This window comes from Cupriavidus sp. 2KB_3, from assembly GCF_052115685.1.
GTDB lineage: Bacteria > Pseudomonadota > Gammaproteobacteria > Burkholderiales > Burkholderiaceae > Cupriavidus > Cupriavidus campinensis.
In genome coordinates, this window is the sequence record NZ_JBFRHD010000029.1 from 60,549 (window position 1) to 75,058 (window position 14,510).

At 65.4% G+C, this 14,510-nt stretch carries 12 protein-coding genes and 1 pseudogene; 1 reads left to right on the plus strand and 12 read right to left on the minus strand.

The genetic code is table 11. The features are described 5' to 3' along the window. Positions 1-42: 42 nt before the first annotated feature. From AB4120_RS25330 to clsB, 5 genes are all read right to left on the minus strand, one after another. Positions 43-1,242 (minus strand): acetyl-CoA C-acyltransferase, encoded by a 1,200-nt coding sequence (locus tag AB4120_RS25330; protein ID WP_211943436.1) that lies wholly within the window; start codon positions 1,240-1,242, stop codon positions 43-45. A 21-nt stretch (positions 1,243-1,263) separates the two neighbouring features. Next, the gene (locus AB4120_RS25335; protein ID WP_149136721.1) at positions 1,264-3,690 is read right to left on the minus strand and encodes a 3-hydroxyacyl-CoA dehydrogenase/enoyl-CoA hydratase family protein; all 2,427 of its coding nucleotides are present in this window, start codon (positions 3,688-3,690) and stop codon (positions 1,264-1,266) included. Between the two features lie 85 nt (positions 3,691-3,775). Then, on the minus strand, positions 3,776-5,563 hold the full coding sequence (locus AB4120_RS25340) for an acyl-CoA dehydrogenase C-terminal domain-containing protein (RefSeq protein WP_149136722.1): 1,788 nt from the start codon (positions 5,561-5,563) through the stop codon (positions 3,776-3,778). A gap of 86 nt (positions 5,564-5,649) precedes the next feature. Then, positions 5,650-6,240 (minus strand): TetR/AcrR family transcriptional regulator, encoded by a 591-nt coding sequence (locus AB4120_RS25345; RefSeq protein ID WP_092291837.1) that lies wholly within the window; start codon positions 6,238-6,240, stop codon positions 5,650-5,652. Between the two features lie 379 nt (positions 6,241-6,619). Continuing rightward, a complete protein-coding gene (clsB, locus tag AB4120_RS25350; protein WP_262389484.1) occupies positions 6,620-7,951 on the minus strand; it encodes a cardiolipin synthase ClsB in 1,332 nt (443 codons plus the stop codon). Between the two features lie 93 nt (positions 7,952-8,044). Here clsB and mobB point away from each other — a divergent pair, with 93 nt between their 5' ends. Further along, positions 8,045-8,554, plus strand: coding sequence for a molybdopterin-guanine dinucleotide biosynthesis protein B (mobB, locus tag AB4120_RS25355; protein ID WP_149136724.1), 510 nt, complete (start codon positions 8,045-8,047; stop codon positions 8,552-8,554). A 9-nt stretch (positions 8,555-8,563) separates the two neighbouring features. Here mobB and AB4120_RS25360 read toward each other — a convergent pair whose 3' ends face one another. The 7 genes and pseudogenes from AB4120_RS25360 to AB4120_RS25390 form a co-directional block, all read right to left on the minus strand. Then, entirely contained in the window at positions 8,564-9,322 is a 759-nt protein-coding gene (locus tag AB4120_RS25360; protein WP_187645085.1) for an endonuclease/exonuclease/phosphatase family protein, read from the minus strand. Further along, positions 9,319-9,792, minus strand: a complete 474-nt coding sequence (nudB, locus tag AB4120_RS25365; RefSeq protein WP_441642991.1) for a dihydroneopterin triphosphate diphosphatase — start codon at positions 9,790-9,792, stop codon at positions 9,319-9,321. Before nudB ends, AB4120_RS25360 begins: the two co-directional genes overlap by 4 nt. A 47-nt stretch (positions 9,793-9,839) precedes the next feature. Continuing rightward, positions 9,840-10,757, minus strand: a complete 918-nt coding sequence (locus AB4120_RS25370) for a hypothetical protein (protein WP_149136725.1) — start codon at positions 10,755-10,757, stop codon at positions 9,840-9,842. A gap of 159 nt (positions 10,758-10,916) precedes the next feature. Then, positions 10,917-12,389, minus strand: a complete 1,473-nt coding sequence (locus tag AB4120_RS25375; RefSeq protein WP_441642992.1) for a T6SS phospholipase effector Tle1-like catalytic domain-containing protein — start codon at positions 12,387-12,389, stop codon at positions 10,917-10,919. 2 nt (positions 12,390-12,391) lie between these two features. Further along, positions 12,392-12,904 (minus strand): DUF3304 domain-containing protein, encoded by a 513-nt coding sequence (locus AB4120_RS25380; protein WP_149136727.1) that lies wholly within the window; start codon positions 12,902-12,904, stop codon positions 12,392-12,394. 67 nt (positions 12,905-12,971) lie between these two features. Further along, positions 12,972-13,481 carry a DUF3304 domain-containing protein gene (locus tag AB4120_RS25385; protein ID WP_149136728.1) on the minus strand — a complete coding sequence of 170 codons (510 nt, stop codon included), beginning with the start codon at positions 13,479-13,481 and terminating at the stop codon, positions 12,972-12,974. Positions 13,482-13,672: 191 nt separating this feature from the next. Beyond that, positions 13,673-14,215, minus strand: a pseudogene (locus AB4120_RS25390) (contractile injection system protein, VgrG/Pvc8 family); the annotation flags it as partial. Positions 14,216-14,510 lie beyond the last annotated feature (295 nt).

Consider the following 14,510-nt stretch of genomic DNA (forward strand, 5'->3'; position numbering starts at 1 on the left):
CCCGCCGGGCTGTCCCGGTGGCGCGCTGTCCCTGTGGCGCGTTTATACGCGCTCGAAGATACCGGCGGCGCCCATGCCCGTGCCCACGCACATGGTCACCATGCCGTACTTGAGATTGTGGCGACGCAGCGCGTGCACCACGGTGGCCGAGCGGATCGCGCCCGTGGCACCGAGCGGGTGACCCAGCGCAATCGCGCCGCCCATCCGGTTGACCTTGGCCGGGTCCAGCGCCAGGTCACGCATCACCGCCAGCGACTGCGCGGCGAAAGCCTCGTTCAGCTCGATCCAGTCGATCTGGTCCTGCGTCAGCCCCGCCGCGCGCAGCGCGGCCGGAATCGCCTCCTTCGGGCCAATCCCCATGATCTCGGGCGGCACGCCACGCACTGCGAACGACACGAAGCGGGCCAGCGGCACGAGGTTGAACTGCTTGAGGATCTTTTCCGAGACCAGGATCAGCGCGCCGGCGCCGTCCGACGTCTGCGAGCTGTTGCCAGCCGTCACGCTACCCTTGTTGGCGAACACCGGGCGCAGCTTGCCCAGGCCTTCCAGCGACGTGTCGGGGCGCGGGCCCTCGTCCAGCGAGATAGTACGCGTCTTGACGCCGACCTGACCAGTGGCGAGATCCGGGAATTTCTCGGTTACCTCGATTGGGGTAATTTCATCGGCAAACTCCCCGGCCTGCTGCGCGGCCATCGCCTTCTGGTGCGACGCCAGCGAGAACGCGTCCTGGTCCTCGCGGCTCACCTTCCACTGGGTGGCCACCTTCTCGGCGGTCAGGCCCATGCCGTAGGCAATGCCGACGTTCTCATCGCGCGTGAAGATCGACGGGGACATGGACGGCGTGTTGCCCATCATCGGCACCATGCTCATCGATTCCACGCCGGCGGCGATCATCACATCCGACTCGCCCACGCGGATGCGGTCCGCGGCCATCGCCACGGCCGACACGCCCGAGGCGCAGAAGCGGTTCACGGTGATGCCGCCCACGGTGTTCGGCAGGCCCGAGAGCAGCGCGCCGATGCGCGCCACGTTCAGGCCCTGCTGGGCTTCGGGGATGGCACAGCCCACGATGGCGTCCTCGATCAGCGCCGGGTCGAGGTTGGGCACCTGCGCCACGGCGGCGCGCAGGATCATGGCGAGCAGGTCGTCAGGCCGGGTGTTCCGGAACGCGCCCTTGGGGGCCTTGCCGATTGGCGAACGGGTGGCCGCGACGATGTAGGCGTCTTGCAGTTGTTTCATGATGTCGGTTCCTATTCTGGCCTGTTAGTTGCGCACCGGCTTGCCGGTCTGCAGCATGCCCATGATGCGCTCCTGCGTCTTGCCCGTGCCGAGCAGCTCGATGAAGGCGCGGCGCTCCAGCGCCAGCAGCCAGTCCTCGCTGACCAGCGAGCCGGCCTCCACGTCGCCGCCGCACACGGCCTCGGCGATGCGCGTGGCGATCAGGAAATCGTGGGCCGAGATGAAGTTGCCGTCGCGCATGTTGACCAGCGACGCCTGGATGGTGGCGATGCCCGAGCGGCCCGCCACCGGCACCAGCGCGCCGGGCACCGGCGCACGGTAGCCGGCGTTGGCCAGCGCGCGCACTTCGCTCTGCGCCACGTACAGCAGTTCGTGGACGTTGAAGACGATGGTGTCGGTCGGCTGCAGATAGCCGATCTGCTGCGCATCGAGCGCCGAGGTGGACACCTTCGCCATCGCCGCCGCCTGGAAGCGGTTGGTCAGGAATTGCAGGTAGTTGGTGCTGCCCGCCGCCTGCGCCGCGCGCGCGGCAGCCAGCGCTGCCTCCTTGAGGCCGCCGCCGGCCGGGACCAGGCCCACGCCCACTTCCACGAGGCCGATATAGGTTTCGAGCGCCGCCACGCGTTTGGCCGAATGCAGCATCAGCTCGCAGCCACCGCCGAGCGCGATGCCCGACGCCGCCGCCACCACCGGCACGGCCGAATACTTCACACGCATCATGCCGTCCTGGAACTTCTTGACGAACGGCTCGATGCCCTTGGCGCCGCCCATCATGAACGCGGGCATGGCGGCTTCCAGGTTGGCGCCGGCCGAGAACGGACCGCCGGGCGCGCCCAGTTGGAGCGAAGTCGGTTGCCACACCACCAGGCCCTTGTAGCCGGCTTCGGCCAGGTCGATGGCGCGCGTCAGGCCGTCGATCACATCGGGGCCGATCGTGTTCATCTTGCTCTTGAAGGACACCACCAGCACGTCGTCGGCGCCAGCGCTGGTCCAGATGCGCGCGGCATCGTTTTCCTCGACGGTCTTGCCGGCTGTGCGCGGATCGGCCGCATCCGTGCCGCGCAGCGCCGCGCGGAACACCTGGCGCTGGTGCACCGGCAGTTCGGCGCGCTGGACGAACGATCCGGTCGCCGGGGACCACGAACCCTTGGCGCTATGCACGCCCTGGTTCTCGGCCACGGCGCCACTGAACACCCACGCGGGCAGCGCGGCGTTCGACAGGGCGCGTCCTGCATCGACATCTTCCTTGACCCACTCCGCCACCTGCTTCCAGCCGGCGGCCTGCCAGTCCTCGAACGGACCCGAGTTCCAGCCGAAGCCCCAGCGGATGGCCAGGTCCACGTCAGCCGCCGAACCGGCGATCTGCTCGAGGTAGACGGCGATGTAGTGGAACACGTCGCGGAACACGCTCCACAGGAACTGCGCCTGCGGGTTGGTCGATTCACGCAGCAGCTTGATGCGCTCCGCCGGCTCCTTCTTGAGCATGCGGACCACGATTTCGTCGGCCTTCTTGCCCGACTCCACGTACTGGCCGGTCTTGGCGTCCAGCACCTTGATCGCCTTGCCTTCCTTCTTGTAGAAGCCGGCGCCGGTCTTCTGGCCCAGCGCGCCCGCATCGACCAGCCCCTTCAGCACGGCCGGCGTCTGGTAGACCGAGGCGAACGGGTCGTTGGTCAGGTTGTCCTGCATCGTCTTGATCACGTGCGCCATGGTGTCCAGGCCCACCACATCGGCGGTGCGGAACGTGGCGGACTTGGCACGGCCCAGCTTGGAACCGGTCAGGTCATCGACGACATCGAACGGAATGCCGAACTTCTCGGCCTCGGCGAACACGGCCAGGATCGAGAAGATGCCGACACGGTTGGCGATGAAGTTCGGCGTGTCCTTGGCGCGCACCACGCCCTTGCCGAGCGTGGTGGTCAGGAAGGCTTCCAGGCGGTCGAGGATCTCGGGCTGCGTGGTGGCCGTCGGAATCAGCTCCACCAGATGCATGTAGCGCGGCGGGTTGAAGAAGTGCACGCCGCAGAAGCGGGATTTCAGGCCGGCGTCGAAGCCGTCGGACAGCGCGGTGATCGACAGCCCCGAGGTATTGGTCGCGAAGATCGCGTGCGGGGCCAGGTGCGGGGCCACCTTCTTGTAGAGGTCGTGCTTCCAGTCCATGCGCTCGGCGATGGCTTCGATCACGACGTCGCACTCGCCCAGCAGGGCGATGTCGTCCTCGTAGTTGGCGGCGCGGATCAGGCCGGCTTCGTCCTTGATGCCGAGCGGCGCGGGCGAGAGCTTCTTCAGGTTCTCGATGGCGCGCAGGGCGATGCCGTTCTTGGGGCCGTCCTTGGCGGGCAGGTCGAACAGCACCACGGGCACGCGGGCGTTGACCAGGTGGGCGGCAATCTGCGCCCCCATGACGCCGGCACCCAGCACGGCGACTTTCTTGACGATGAAATTGGACATGCGCGCTCCTCAGTCTGTGAGCGTTGAGAGGATGTGAAATACGGGCAGGCGCGGCGGCGGATGGCCGCACGCGCCTGCCGGCAAATCAGAACAGGTCGGCGTCCAGCGCCATCAGCGTGGCCGAGCCGGCGCGCGCCTTGCGGATCTCCGCGGCGGTTTCCGGCAGCAGCTTGGCGAAGTAGAACCGCGCCGTGGCCAGCTTGCTGGTGTAGAACTTGTCGCCGCTGCCCTCCTTCTCGAGCGCGAGCCTGGCCATGCGGGCCCAGAAATACGAGAACACCAGGTGCCCCACCACGCGCAGGTACGGCACGGCGGCCGCGCCCACTTCGTCCGGGTTGCCCATGGCCTTCATGCCGATTTCCATGGTCAGCTTCTGCACCTTGTCGCCAAGGTCGGCCAGCGGGTTCACGAACTCCTGCATCGCCTCGTTGGTGCCCTCTTCCTCGACGAACTGCTGCACGATCTTGCCGAACGCCTTCATCTTGGCGCCCATGTCGCCCAGGATCTTGCGGCCCAGCAGATCCAGCGCCTGGATCGTGTTGGTGCCTTCGTAGATCATGTTGATGCGGGCGTCGCGCACGTACTGCTCCATGCCCCATTCGGCGATGTAGCCGTGGCCGCCGAACACCTGCATGCCCTCGTTGGTCGAGGCGAAGGCGTTATCGGTCAGGAACGCCTTGATCACCGGCGTCAGCAGCGCCACGAGGTCGCCGGCTTCCTTGCGCACGGCGGCGTCGGGGTGCGACAGCTCGCGGTCGATCTGCAGCGCGGTCCAGTAGCTGAACGCGCGGCCACCTTCGACGTAGGCCTTCTGCGTCAGCAGCATGCGGCGCACGTCCGGGTGCACGATGATCGGGTCGGCGGGCTTCTCCGGCGCCTTCGGGCCGGTCAGCGCGCGCATCTGCAGGCGGTCCTTCGCGTAAGCCAGCGAGTTCTGGTACGCCACCTCGGTCAGGCCCAGGCCCTGGGCGCCCACGCCCAGGCGCGCGGCGTTCATCATCACGAACATCGCGTTCAGGCCCTTGTTCGGCTCGCCCACCAGCCAGCCGCGTGCGCCGTCCAGGTTCATCACGCAGGTAGCGTTGCCGTGGATCCCCATCTTGTGCTCGATGGAGCCGCACTTGATGCCGTTGCGCTCGCCCGGGTTGCCGCTGGCATCGGGGATGAACTTCGGTACCACGAACAGCGAGATGCCCTTGGTGCCTTGCGGGGCGTCCGGCAGGCGGGCCAGCACCAGGTGGATGATGTTCTCGGCCATGTCGTGTTCGCCGGCCGAGATGAAGATCTTGGTGCCCGAGATCAGGTAGGAGCCATCGGCCTGCGGCTCGGCCTTGCTGCGCAGGATGCCGAGGTCGGTGCCGCAATGCGGCTCGGTCAGGCACATCGTGCCGGTCCACACGCCGGACACCAGCTTGGGCAGGTAGGTCTGCTTCAGTTCCGGCGTGCCATGGGCATGCAGCGCCTCATAGGCGCCGTGCGAGAGGCCCGGATACATCGTCCACGCCTGGCCGGCCGAGTTCAGCATCTCGTACAGCGCGTTGTTGATGATGATGGGCAGGCCCTGGCCGCCGAACTCGGGGTCGCAGGCCAGCGCCGGCCAGCCGGCTTCGACGTACTGCTGGTACGCCTCCTTGAAGCCCTTGGGCGCGCGGACCACGCCATCGCCCTCGTAGGTGCAGCCCTCGCGGTCACCGGGCTGGTTCAGCGGGAAGACCACGTCGGCGCAGAACTTGCCGGCTTCCTCGATAACCTGGTTGATGGTGTCCGCGTCGATGTCGGCGTGCGTCGGCATCGCCTTGAGTTCGGCTTCTGCGCCGAGCAGTTCATGGAGCACGAACTGCATGTCGCGCAACGGTGCGGTGTACTGGCCCATCAAAAACTCCTTGGAGGTTTGCGATGCCGCCACGTGCACGCCGCGCCGCCTTCAGGGAGGGGGCGAGACCGTTGCCGGGGGCGGCGTCAGGTACGGTAAGACTGAATCAGTTTGTTGAGCGCGACCATGGCAAGTTCGGCGCTGTCCGGCAGGCGCAGGAAACGGGCGTCGTGATGCAAGCCTAGTTCAAGGCTGTACATCTCGAACAGCATCGTGCGCGGATCGCAGTCCGCGCGCAGGTGCCCCTCCTCCTTGGCCTGATCGATTGCGCGCATCAGCGCGGCCCGCCAGATCGTGACGCTCTTGACTAGTTCGTCACGCACCGGGCTTTCCGCGCGATCGTCGTACTCGACCGCCCCGCTGATGTAGATGCAGCCCGTGGTCACTTCCTGGATGCGCTTTTCCATCCAGCGCCGCACCATCGACCACAGGCGCGGCAGACCGCGCGGCTCGTGCAGCGAGGGGTAAAACACCTCCTGCTCGAACCGGCGGTGATACTCGCGCACCACTTCCACCTGCAGGTCCTCGCGCGAACCGAAATGCGCGAATACGCCGCTCTTGCTCATCTGCATGCGTTCCGCGAGCAGGCCGATGGTCAGCCCTTCCAGCCCGTCGCGGGACGACAATTCCAGTGCGGCATCGAGAATCGCCACGCGCGTCATCTCACCCTTGCGCAAGGGCGCGGGCGCGGCAGCGGATTCAAGACGGACTGACTGGTGTCGCATGATTTTCTCTCCGTTCTCGCAGCGCCCTTCTCCGGCGCTGCCTATGACCTGACTTTGCTTTGAACCTGGCATTGCGGCTGCCGTAATGCCGTGGCAAGCCGCGAATGCACGCAGTCTAAGCCAAAAAAGAACGGTCGTTCAGATTATTCTGGCGAGGCCGTTTGGCATCAAGCAATTAATTAGACCGGGGTTTCTAAACAGACGGTGTTGGCGCTGCGCTGACCACGCATTGCAGCAACGGCTTAAAACCGCCCGGCACCAGCGCGCGCGGGATGGCGCGTGCGGCAGGGCAGCATGGTAACGCCACGCGCGCCGCCATGCGTCGAGGCGCTCAGTAGCGCCCCGTCACCCCGGCGATGACGACGCCGACGCGCAACACATAGTAGGCCGCCCAGTTGGCAAACCGGCGCAGGCGCGGCAGGCCCGCGTGCGCCTCCGGCACCACGCGCGCGCTGCGCTGCGCCATGGCGCGTTCCAGGTGCGCGCGCAGGTCGTTCGCGAAGTGGGTGTCGTAGACGGCCACGTTGGCCTCGCGCGCCAGCAGCAGGCTGAACGGGTCCATGTTGCTCGAGCCAACCGTCGCCCAGGTGTCGTCGACCACGGCCACCTTCGCGTGCAGGAAGCTCGCCTCGTATTCGTAGATCTCCACGCCCGCCTCGAGCAGGGTGGCATAGAGCGCGTGCGTGGCGAAATGCTGGAGCCGGTACTCGACCACCCCCTGGAGCAGCAGCCGCACCCGCACACCGCGCTCGCGGCAGGCCAGCAGCGCGCGGCGCATCTTGTGGCCGGGCAGGAAGTAGGCGTTGGCCAGGATCACGTCCTGCCGTGCCGCGCCCAGCGCGTAGAGGTACTCGCGCTCGATCGTCCGGCGGTTGCGCAGGTTGTCGCGCAGCAGCAACGCGGCCGGCACGCCGGCTGGCTGTACGTTGCGCCGCGCCTGCCGGGCGGCCGTGGTCAGCGTCTCCACCTCGGCGAAGGCGGCGGCGGTCTCGCGCAGGCCGCGGCGCTGGGCAATACGGAACCAGAGCCGGGCGGACGCCAGCGCGATCTGCGCCACCAGGGGCCCGGACACGCGCACCGCGAAGTCGTAGCGCGGGCCGAGCTCGGGCAGATCGAGCGGGCCGTGGTTGTGATCGTCGATGATATTGATGCCGCCGACGAACGCCACGCTGTCATCGATCACGGCCATCTTGCGGTGGAGCCGGCGCAGATGCCGGCGCGCGAACTTGAAGCCGCGCAGTGGCCGGTAGATTTCGAGCTTCACCCCGCCGGCCCGGAGGCGCTGTTGCAGGGCTTCGGGCATGTCGCCGGCGCCGAAGCCATCGACCACCAGCCGTACGTCCACGCCTCGCTGCGCTGCAGCGATCAGCGCCTCGCTGACGCGCTGGCCTACCCCATCATCGGCATAGATATAGGTCTCCAGCACAACGTGGCGGGTGGCCGTGCCGATGGCGGCGATCAGGGCTGGGAAGAAGGCTTCGCCATTGCGCAGCAGTTCCACGGCATTGCCGGGCACCGGATTGCCGCGCCGGCGGCCCCAGCGCAGCAGCGGCGCGCGAAGGGCGGCGCCAGCCGGCGCTGCCTTGGGGGGAATGGGCGGCGCCGGAGCCTGGGGCGTCGAGGCAGGTGTGGGGCGGTCGACCCGGTCGTAGATCCGTGACATGGCTTGATTATCGGATAACGGGCGGCTCCTGCACATCGCCCTGGCCAACTCTGCTATTGTCGGGCCATTGTGTGGCGGAAAACGGAAAGAATTGTGAAGGTATTCGGCATCGCCGGTGCGTCGGGCAGCGGCAAGACCACGCTGCTGGACCAGCTGATTCCCCGCTTCGTGGACGACGGCCTGCGGGTAGCCGGCATCAAGCACACCCACCACGGCTTCGACCCCGACACCCCCGGCAAGGACTCCTGGCGCATGCGCGCGGGCGGCTGCGAGAACGTCGTGCTGGTCGGCGCGCGTCACCTGACGCTGATGCGCCACTACCCGGAATCGAAGCCATCGCCCGAGATCAGCGAGGCGCTGGCCGTGCTGCCGCCCGAGACCGACCTGGTGCTGGTCGAAGGCTATAAATGGAGCGATTTCCCCAAGCTCGAGGTCTATCGGCCCGCCCACGGCAAGCCGCCGCTCTGGCGCGACGTGCCCGGCGTGGTCGCCGTGGCGACGGACGCCCCGGCCGAAGTCGCCACGCAGACGGCCCTGCCGGTACTCGACCTCGCCGACGCGGATGCCATCTACCGCTGGATCCGCACCGCGCTGAGCCTGTAACCCCGGGCGCTACACCTCGGGAATCGCCACCCGGCGGGCCAGTTCCGCCACCAGCGGCACGTGGTCCGAACGCTCGGCCCATTCGCGGCCGGTCAGCGCCTGGGTGCGCTCGATCTCGAATCCCCGTACATAGATCCGGTCCAGCTGCCACCACGGCATATGGCTCGGGAAGGTGTGGATGCGGCCGCTCTTGGCGTGCGCCGACTCCACCGCGTTGAGGGTGTTGCAGATCTGGGCGTCAAGCCGATGGTTCCAGTCGTTGAAATCGCCGGCGATGACCAGCGGCGCATCGGCCGGCACCACGGCGCGCACGCGCTCCACCAGCGCGCTCGCCTGCCGCGCCCGGCTGCGCGCGAACAGGCCGAAATGCACGCAGATCAGGTGCGCTTCCACGCCGTTGATGTCCGCCACGGCGTGCAGCAGGCCGCGCTGCTCGAAGCGGTGATCCGAGATATCGAGATTTTCCGACATCAGGATCGGATGCCGGGACAGGATGGCGTTGCCGTGATGGCCGTGGTCGTAGACCGCATTGCGGCCGTAGACCGAATGCGGATAGGCGTCGGTGGCCAGGTAGTTGAGCTGGGTGTGGTCAGGGTCGAACAATTCGGCGGCGACCAGCCGGTCATTGCGGTCCTGCACTTCCTGCAGGAAGACGATGTCCGCATTCATGGTCTGCAGGCCGGTGCGCACATTCTGGATACGCGGTTTGCCGCTGAACCCCTTCACGCCCTTGTGGATGTTGTACGTGACCACGCGCAGCTTCATCATGCCGCTCCCGAGGTCACATCGAGCCCCGCCGCCGCGCGCCAGGCCAGCTGGCGCACGGCTTCCGCATTGCTGCTGGAGAAGCAGCGCTCGGCGGCCTCCTGCCAGGGCAGCCACGCGTAGCGCAGGTGCTCACGTGGCGCCAGCGTCACCGGCACCGGTGCGGGCACGCACAGCCCGAACCAGTGCTCGGTATTGCGTGCCACGCCGGGCGCGTAGCGGTGGCGCCACTGGGGGTAGATGTCGTACGTGATGGTGTGCTGCCAGTCGGTCAGGCCATGCGCGCTGGCGATGATGCCGGTTTCCTCGGCCACCTCGCGGGCGGCGGTCACTGGCAGCGGCTCGTCCTCGGCGTCCAGGCTGCCGGTGACCGACTGCCAGAAGCCGGGCCGGTCGGCGCGCTCGATCAGCAGGACTTGCAGGTCTGGCGTGTAGATGACGACCAGCACCGATTCGGGAATCTTGTAGGGCATGGGGCGCGTTGGAAGGACAAACCCAAGGATAGCGCAAACCCCTCCGCTCAGGCCGCCGAGCGATCGGCGGCAGGTGCCGCTACCCCGTCTTCCGGCCTGGCGTGGCGCAGCCAGGTCTCGAAAACATCCGGCGAATCGCCATGGCCCCACGCCGAACGCAGTTGCTGCATCAGCGGCGCCAGCGCCTGTGTGTAACGCTGCGACGCCACGTGGGCATGCTCGGCGAGCGCATCGGTGCTCTCGCGCAGTTGCGCGGCCAGATTGGCGCGCTCCTGGCCGATGTCCTTCTCGCGCTGGCCCAGCTGGTTGTATTTCTGGATCAGGAAGCGCTGGTAATCGCCCGCCTCCACGCCTTGCGCGGCCTGGGCGTTGACCTGCTCGAAGCGCATGACGATGCTCGCGGTCTCCTGTTCGACGTGGGCGGCTTCCGCCACCAGCGCCTGAAGCGCCTCCTGGAGCGTCAGCGCCTCGCGGCGATGGGTCTGGAGCCGGGCGGCTTCGTCCTCGAACGTGCGCTGGGCGGTCAGGTAGGCCTGCACGACGGGCTGCGGGGCCACGACCAGCAGCGGGTCCGCACCGCCAGCACGCCGGCCGGACAGCAGCGCGTCCTCGGCCAGGCGCAGGTTGCCGACATCCTCGAGCCAGCGTCCACGGGCCATGACAGTCGCCACGGTATCGAGCGACAGGCGGCGCAGCGCATCGGCGCGCTGGGCCGTGACCGGCTCGGCGCCATCGGGATCTGTGGCAATGGGGTGTGCCGTCTGCGCCGCATGGGCGATATCGGGCACGCAGGCCGCCACCGTCGTCGCCACCGATTCAGACATCGCCTGCGCCGACTTGCGTACCGCGCGACGCAGCTCGAATTTCGCCAGCAACATCATCACCAGGCCGGCCACCAGCCACGTCAGGATGGTCTCCGCATGCGCCTGCAGGAACTGGCGGATTTGTTCGATATCGAGGTTCACAGATTCGTCCTCCCAGACGGCGCGGCACGGTTGATTATGGGTTTTTCAACCTAGGGAGACATTGTTGCGGGAGGCTTCGTTCCTATTCGTAACAAATGGAAACGAGATTATTGGTGTTCGAGGGCGAAATCCCCGCGTACCATCGACGTTTGTTTCAATTCAAGCAATGGGAGCCATCGCCGAATTCAGCAGATGCTCTGCGCCGGAGGGCGCGATCAGTTCTCGCGGCCTCAGATAACCGCTGTGGTCCACGCGCAGAAACCCCGCGCGCGAGTCGTGGATGTAGTGGTCGAACAGTCGGAGCAGGCCCGGCGACAGCTTGGGGGGATTCACCCAGGCTTCCCAGTAGGCGGCTTCCTCGTCGGACAGCGGCTGGTTCATCGGGCTGCGCGGACCGCCGGCCGCATCGATGGTGCGGTCGTATTCGCTGCGATTGGTTTTCCACAGCTCCGTCAGGTAACTGCGCCAGTTCATCGTGTCCACTTCGATTTTCAGGCGTTCATGAAACGCCTGAATGCGTTGCAGCTGCGCCTGTACTTCCGGGTCGGTCGAACACACGTTCTTGTAGATGTCACAAGGCTTCTGTTCGAAGCGCTCCTTCAGCCAGCCATAGTAGAGGCGCATGTGTCTGAAGATCTGCGCCTCGAGCGTGCCGCCGCTCTCGACATGGCTCATGTATTCGTCGAATAGTGCTTTGGCGTCCTCGTCGTACTCAAAAAGATCGTGGACATCCTTGGTGGCGAGCGACGGCGCAGTGAATGGCACGCCGCTGATGGCACCCTCCAGGCGCATGCGATTCAGTGCGATGCGCGCCAGCAGGTCGGAACGGGCCTGTCCGCCGGGGCGATAGCCGCCGCCGATGTCAGAGTGCACGCCGGGCCAGATCAGCTTTTCAACCGGCGCGCCGCCATCGTGCGCCCGTGTCAGCGGGAAGTAGGCCCGCAGCTCGTGACCGGCCGCGATGTGAAAGCACCGTTCCACCTGATCAGGAATACGCATCCACATGTCGCTATTGAGGTTGTGCCCCGGCAGGCCGACGGACTCGACCGTATCGAACAGACCCAGAAACCGGATATGCAGCGGCGCGGCTTCACCATCGACGGCCGTCGGGCAAGGCCAGAACGGCGCGCCATGCCGCATCTCGCATTGTTTCAACAGCCGGTTCACAAAGGCACGCGCAAGCGCCGCGCCGCGGGAGAAGCCGAATACGGCGATGTCGATGCGGGTGACTTTGTGGTTGGCTTTCAATCTATCTCGAAAATCTGCCTCGGCCAACGCTAATCGCGCATCGGCGCCCAATCCGGCTCCTCCGCCCAGTGTCTCGCTGTCGCGGATTTGTTCCCACCAACTTGGATCACTGGCGCCAAGCGGCGTGCCAACGCCCGGGTAGTAAAGCGCCACGATCAACGGTTCTTCATCAGCGACATGCCCCTTAAACAGTCGGGCGATGTTGGACTTCTTCTGCCGTGGTTTGTCCAACTCCAGATTGTTGCCGGTACCATCGAAAAAGAAGCTGAACCACGGCTTCTGCTCGCAGGTCGAGCAGGTCGTGAACTCTTCGTTGTGTAGCACCGTGGCGGTCTTGAGCGCCCGATGGAAAGTATCGTGGCTGTCGGCAAACCAGTCTTGCATCGTTATTCTTCCTTTTTGCGCATCACGCGTGGCCTACCAAAAAAAAGTCTGTCTATCCGTAGATTCTCCGGTCCGAGATCGCCGTCACCAGCGAGCAGTTCGGTCTCGACCTCATGGTCCGGAAAGAACCGGACAATCAGATAGCTCTGAAGCTTATAGTTTGGCTTTGGCATCCCCCCTTTTACGTCAACATCCCGTGTATAGGTCTTCCACTTGGACCTGTCGTCCTGGCGCCCACCGACCTCCCATACGACCCTGATCGTCTGACCGACGCCGGGCATTCGCGCACAGCATCGCTGCCCACTGGTCCCGCCTCGCGAGAACTCCGATACATTGGAGCCTCCCACTCCGGTGTTCTTCCCCAAAGCCGTCTGAATCCAGTAGTCATAGATATAGTCCTCGGTGTAGTTCGCACTGCGCGCCGCCGCCAATACAGAACGGTCAGACTGGACCGCAGCGCAACCACCGAGCGCGGCCAATATCATCACAAACGACACACAAGCAATCCGTCTCATTCAGCCCTACTCCGTTTCAAGCCGCGATGTTCTGCCGCGTGGCTATTGGTAATCCAATCCTGCATCGTTATTCCCCCTTGTGGCGCATTACGCGCTGGCCTGAAAAAAGCTTGTCGACCCGTGGGCTAGCGCCTCCGTCCCGCACCCCTCGATCAGGAATCACTTCCGCCTCCACTTCATGACCCGGGAAAAATCTGACCATCAGAATGTTGTATGCGTCCTTCCTTGTGGGCATTGCTCCCTTTACGACAACATCCCGACTGTAGGTCTTCCACGCCGACTTCTCGTCCTGACGTCCTCCGACGCGCCATACGACCTTGATCGCCTGGCCGACGCCTGGCATCTGCGCGCAGCATTCGCATCCACCGGTCCCACCTCTGGAAAATTCCAAGACCTGGATCCCCCCCACTCCGGTGTCCGTGCCTGAACTCCTACGGATCTCAAAATCGTAGATATAGTCCTCGGTGTAGTTCGCACTCCACGCCGAGACCCTGACATCTCGGTTCGCCCGATCCACCGCGCACCCGCCAAGCATGGCCATCGTCATCACAAGCAACCCACATGCAATCCATCTCATTCAGCCCTACTCCGTTTCAAGCCGCGATGTTCTGCCGCGTGGCTATTGGTAATCCAATCCTGCATCGTTATTCCCCCTTTTGGCGCATCACGCGCTGACCTGAAAACAGTTTGTCGGAGCGGGGATTCCCAGGGCCAAACTCGCCGTCCCCGGCGAGCAGTTCGGTCTCGATTTCATGATTCGGGAAGAAGCTGCGGATACTTGCGCAGGAGCTTGAAAGCGAACTGATGGCCGAGCAGGCCATGGCGTCGCAGGATGGCCTCGATAATTTCCGGCGCGGTCTTGTGCTGATAGATGCGGGTCGCGCGCGTGAGGCGCAGGCGTGCTACCAGCGGCTCCACGTCTATCTCATAACGGTGGAAGTCCCGCGTCTCGGCCGTCTTGGTGAATCGTGTGATGCAGCCCGCAAACGTGCGGGGTTCCGTCCCGTCCCCGGGATCGATCACGAACGTGGCCGGCTTCCCAACGTAATCGGCGCGGCCCTGCTCCAGCGGGTGGGTCAGTGCGACCGTCACCACATACGGCTCACCTAGCCGCTCCACCGCCTTGAAGGACACCACGGAAAGCGCAGCGGCGCTCGGCGCGCCAGGCACTTCCAGACGATAGGCCTGCCGGCCCGTTTCCCCCTTGCGCAGGGCGCTGCCATCAGACGTCCTTCCTTTGCTCAAATCCGCCACGGTTCCTTGCTCCGTTCTCAAGCCATGCACAGCGTGGTCGCGCTGCGCGGCGCACATTACGCCGTTTTACCTGGGCTGCGAACCTCAATGGCATTGCAATCCACTGCAACATTGAGCGAAGTCAATAGAACCGTGCCACTCGGCCAACCTTTGTGCGCACACCACACGTGACTGGCTCGGGCCCAAAAGAAAAAGGGCGCCCAGCTGAACTGCACCCCAAAAGTTGGACACCCGTTCAACCTTTGGGGTGTTTTTCATGGCGAAGTACAACGAGGCGTTCAAGCGCCAGGTGGTTCAGGAATATTTGTCCGGGGGAGTTGGGACTGGGACACTGAGCCGGAAGCACGGAATA

Bases quoted from the DNA above. Each gene is read 5' to 3' on its own strand.
- AB4120_RS25340 (WP_149136722.1), bottom strand. From the start codon at position 5,563: ATGGGCCAGTACACCGCACCGTTGCGCGACATGCAGTTCGTGCTCCAT.
- AB4120_RS25380 (WP_149136727.1), bottom strand. From the start codon at position 12,904: ATGAGACGGATTGCTTGTGTGTCGTTTGTGATGATATTGGCCGCGCTC.
- AB4120_RS25335 (WP_149136721.1), bottom strand. From the start codon at position 3,690: ATGTCCAATTTCATCGTCAAGAAAGTCGCCGTGCTGGGTGCCGGCGTC.
- nudB (WP_441642991.1), bottom strand. From the start codon at position 9,792: ATGCCCTACAAGATTCCCGAATCGGTGCTGGTCGTCATCTACACGCCA.
- clsB (WP_262389484.1), bottom strand. From the start codon at position 7,951: ATGTCACGGATCTACGACCGGGTCGACCGCCCCACACCTGCCTCGACG.
- AB4120_RS25375 (WP_441642992.1), bottom strand. From the start codon at position 12,389: ATGCAAGACTGGTTTGCCGACAGCCACGATACTTTCCATCGGGCGCTC.
- AB4120_RS25360 (WP_187645085.1), bottom strand. From the start codon at position 9,322: ATGATGAAGCTGCGCGTGGTCACGTACAACATCCACAAGGGCGTGAAG.
- AB4120_RS25385 (WP_149136728.1), bottom strand. From the start codon at position 13,481: ATGAGATGGATTGCATGTGGGTTGCTTGTGATGACGATGGCCATGCTT.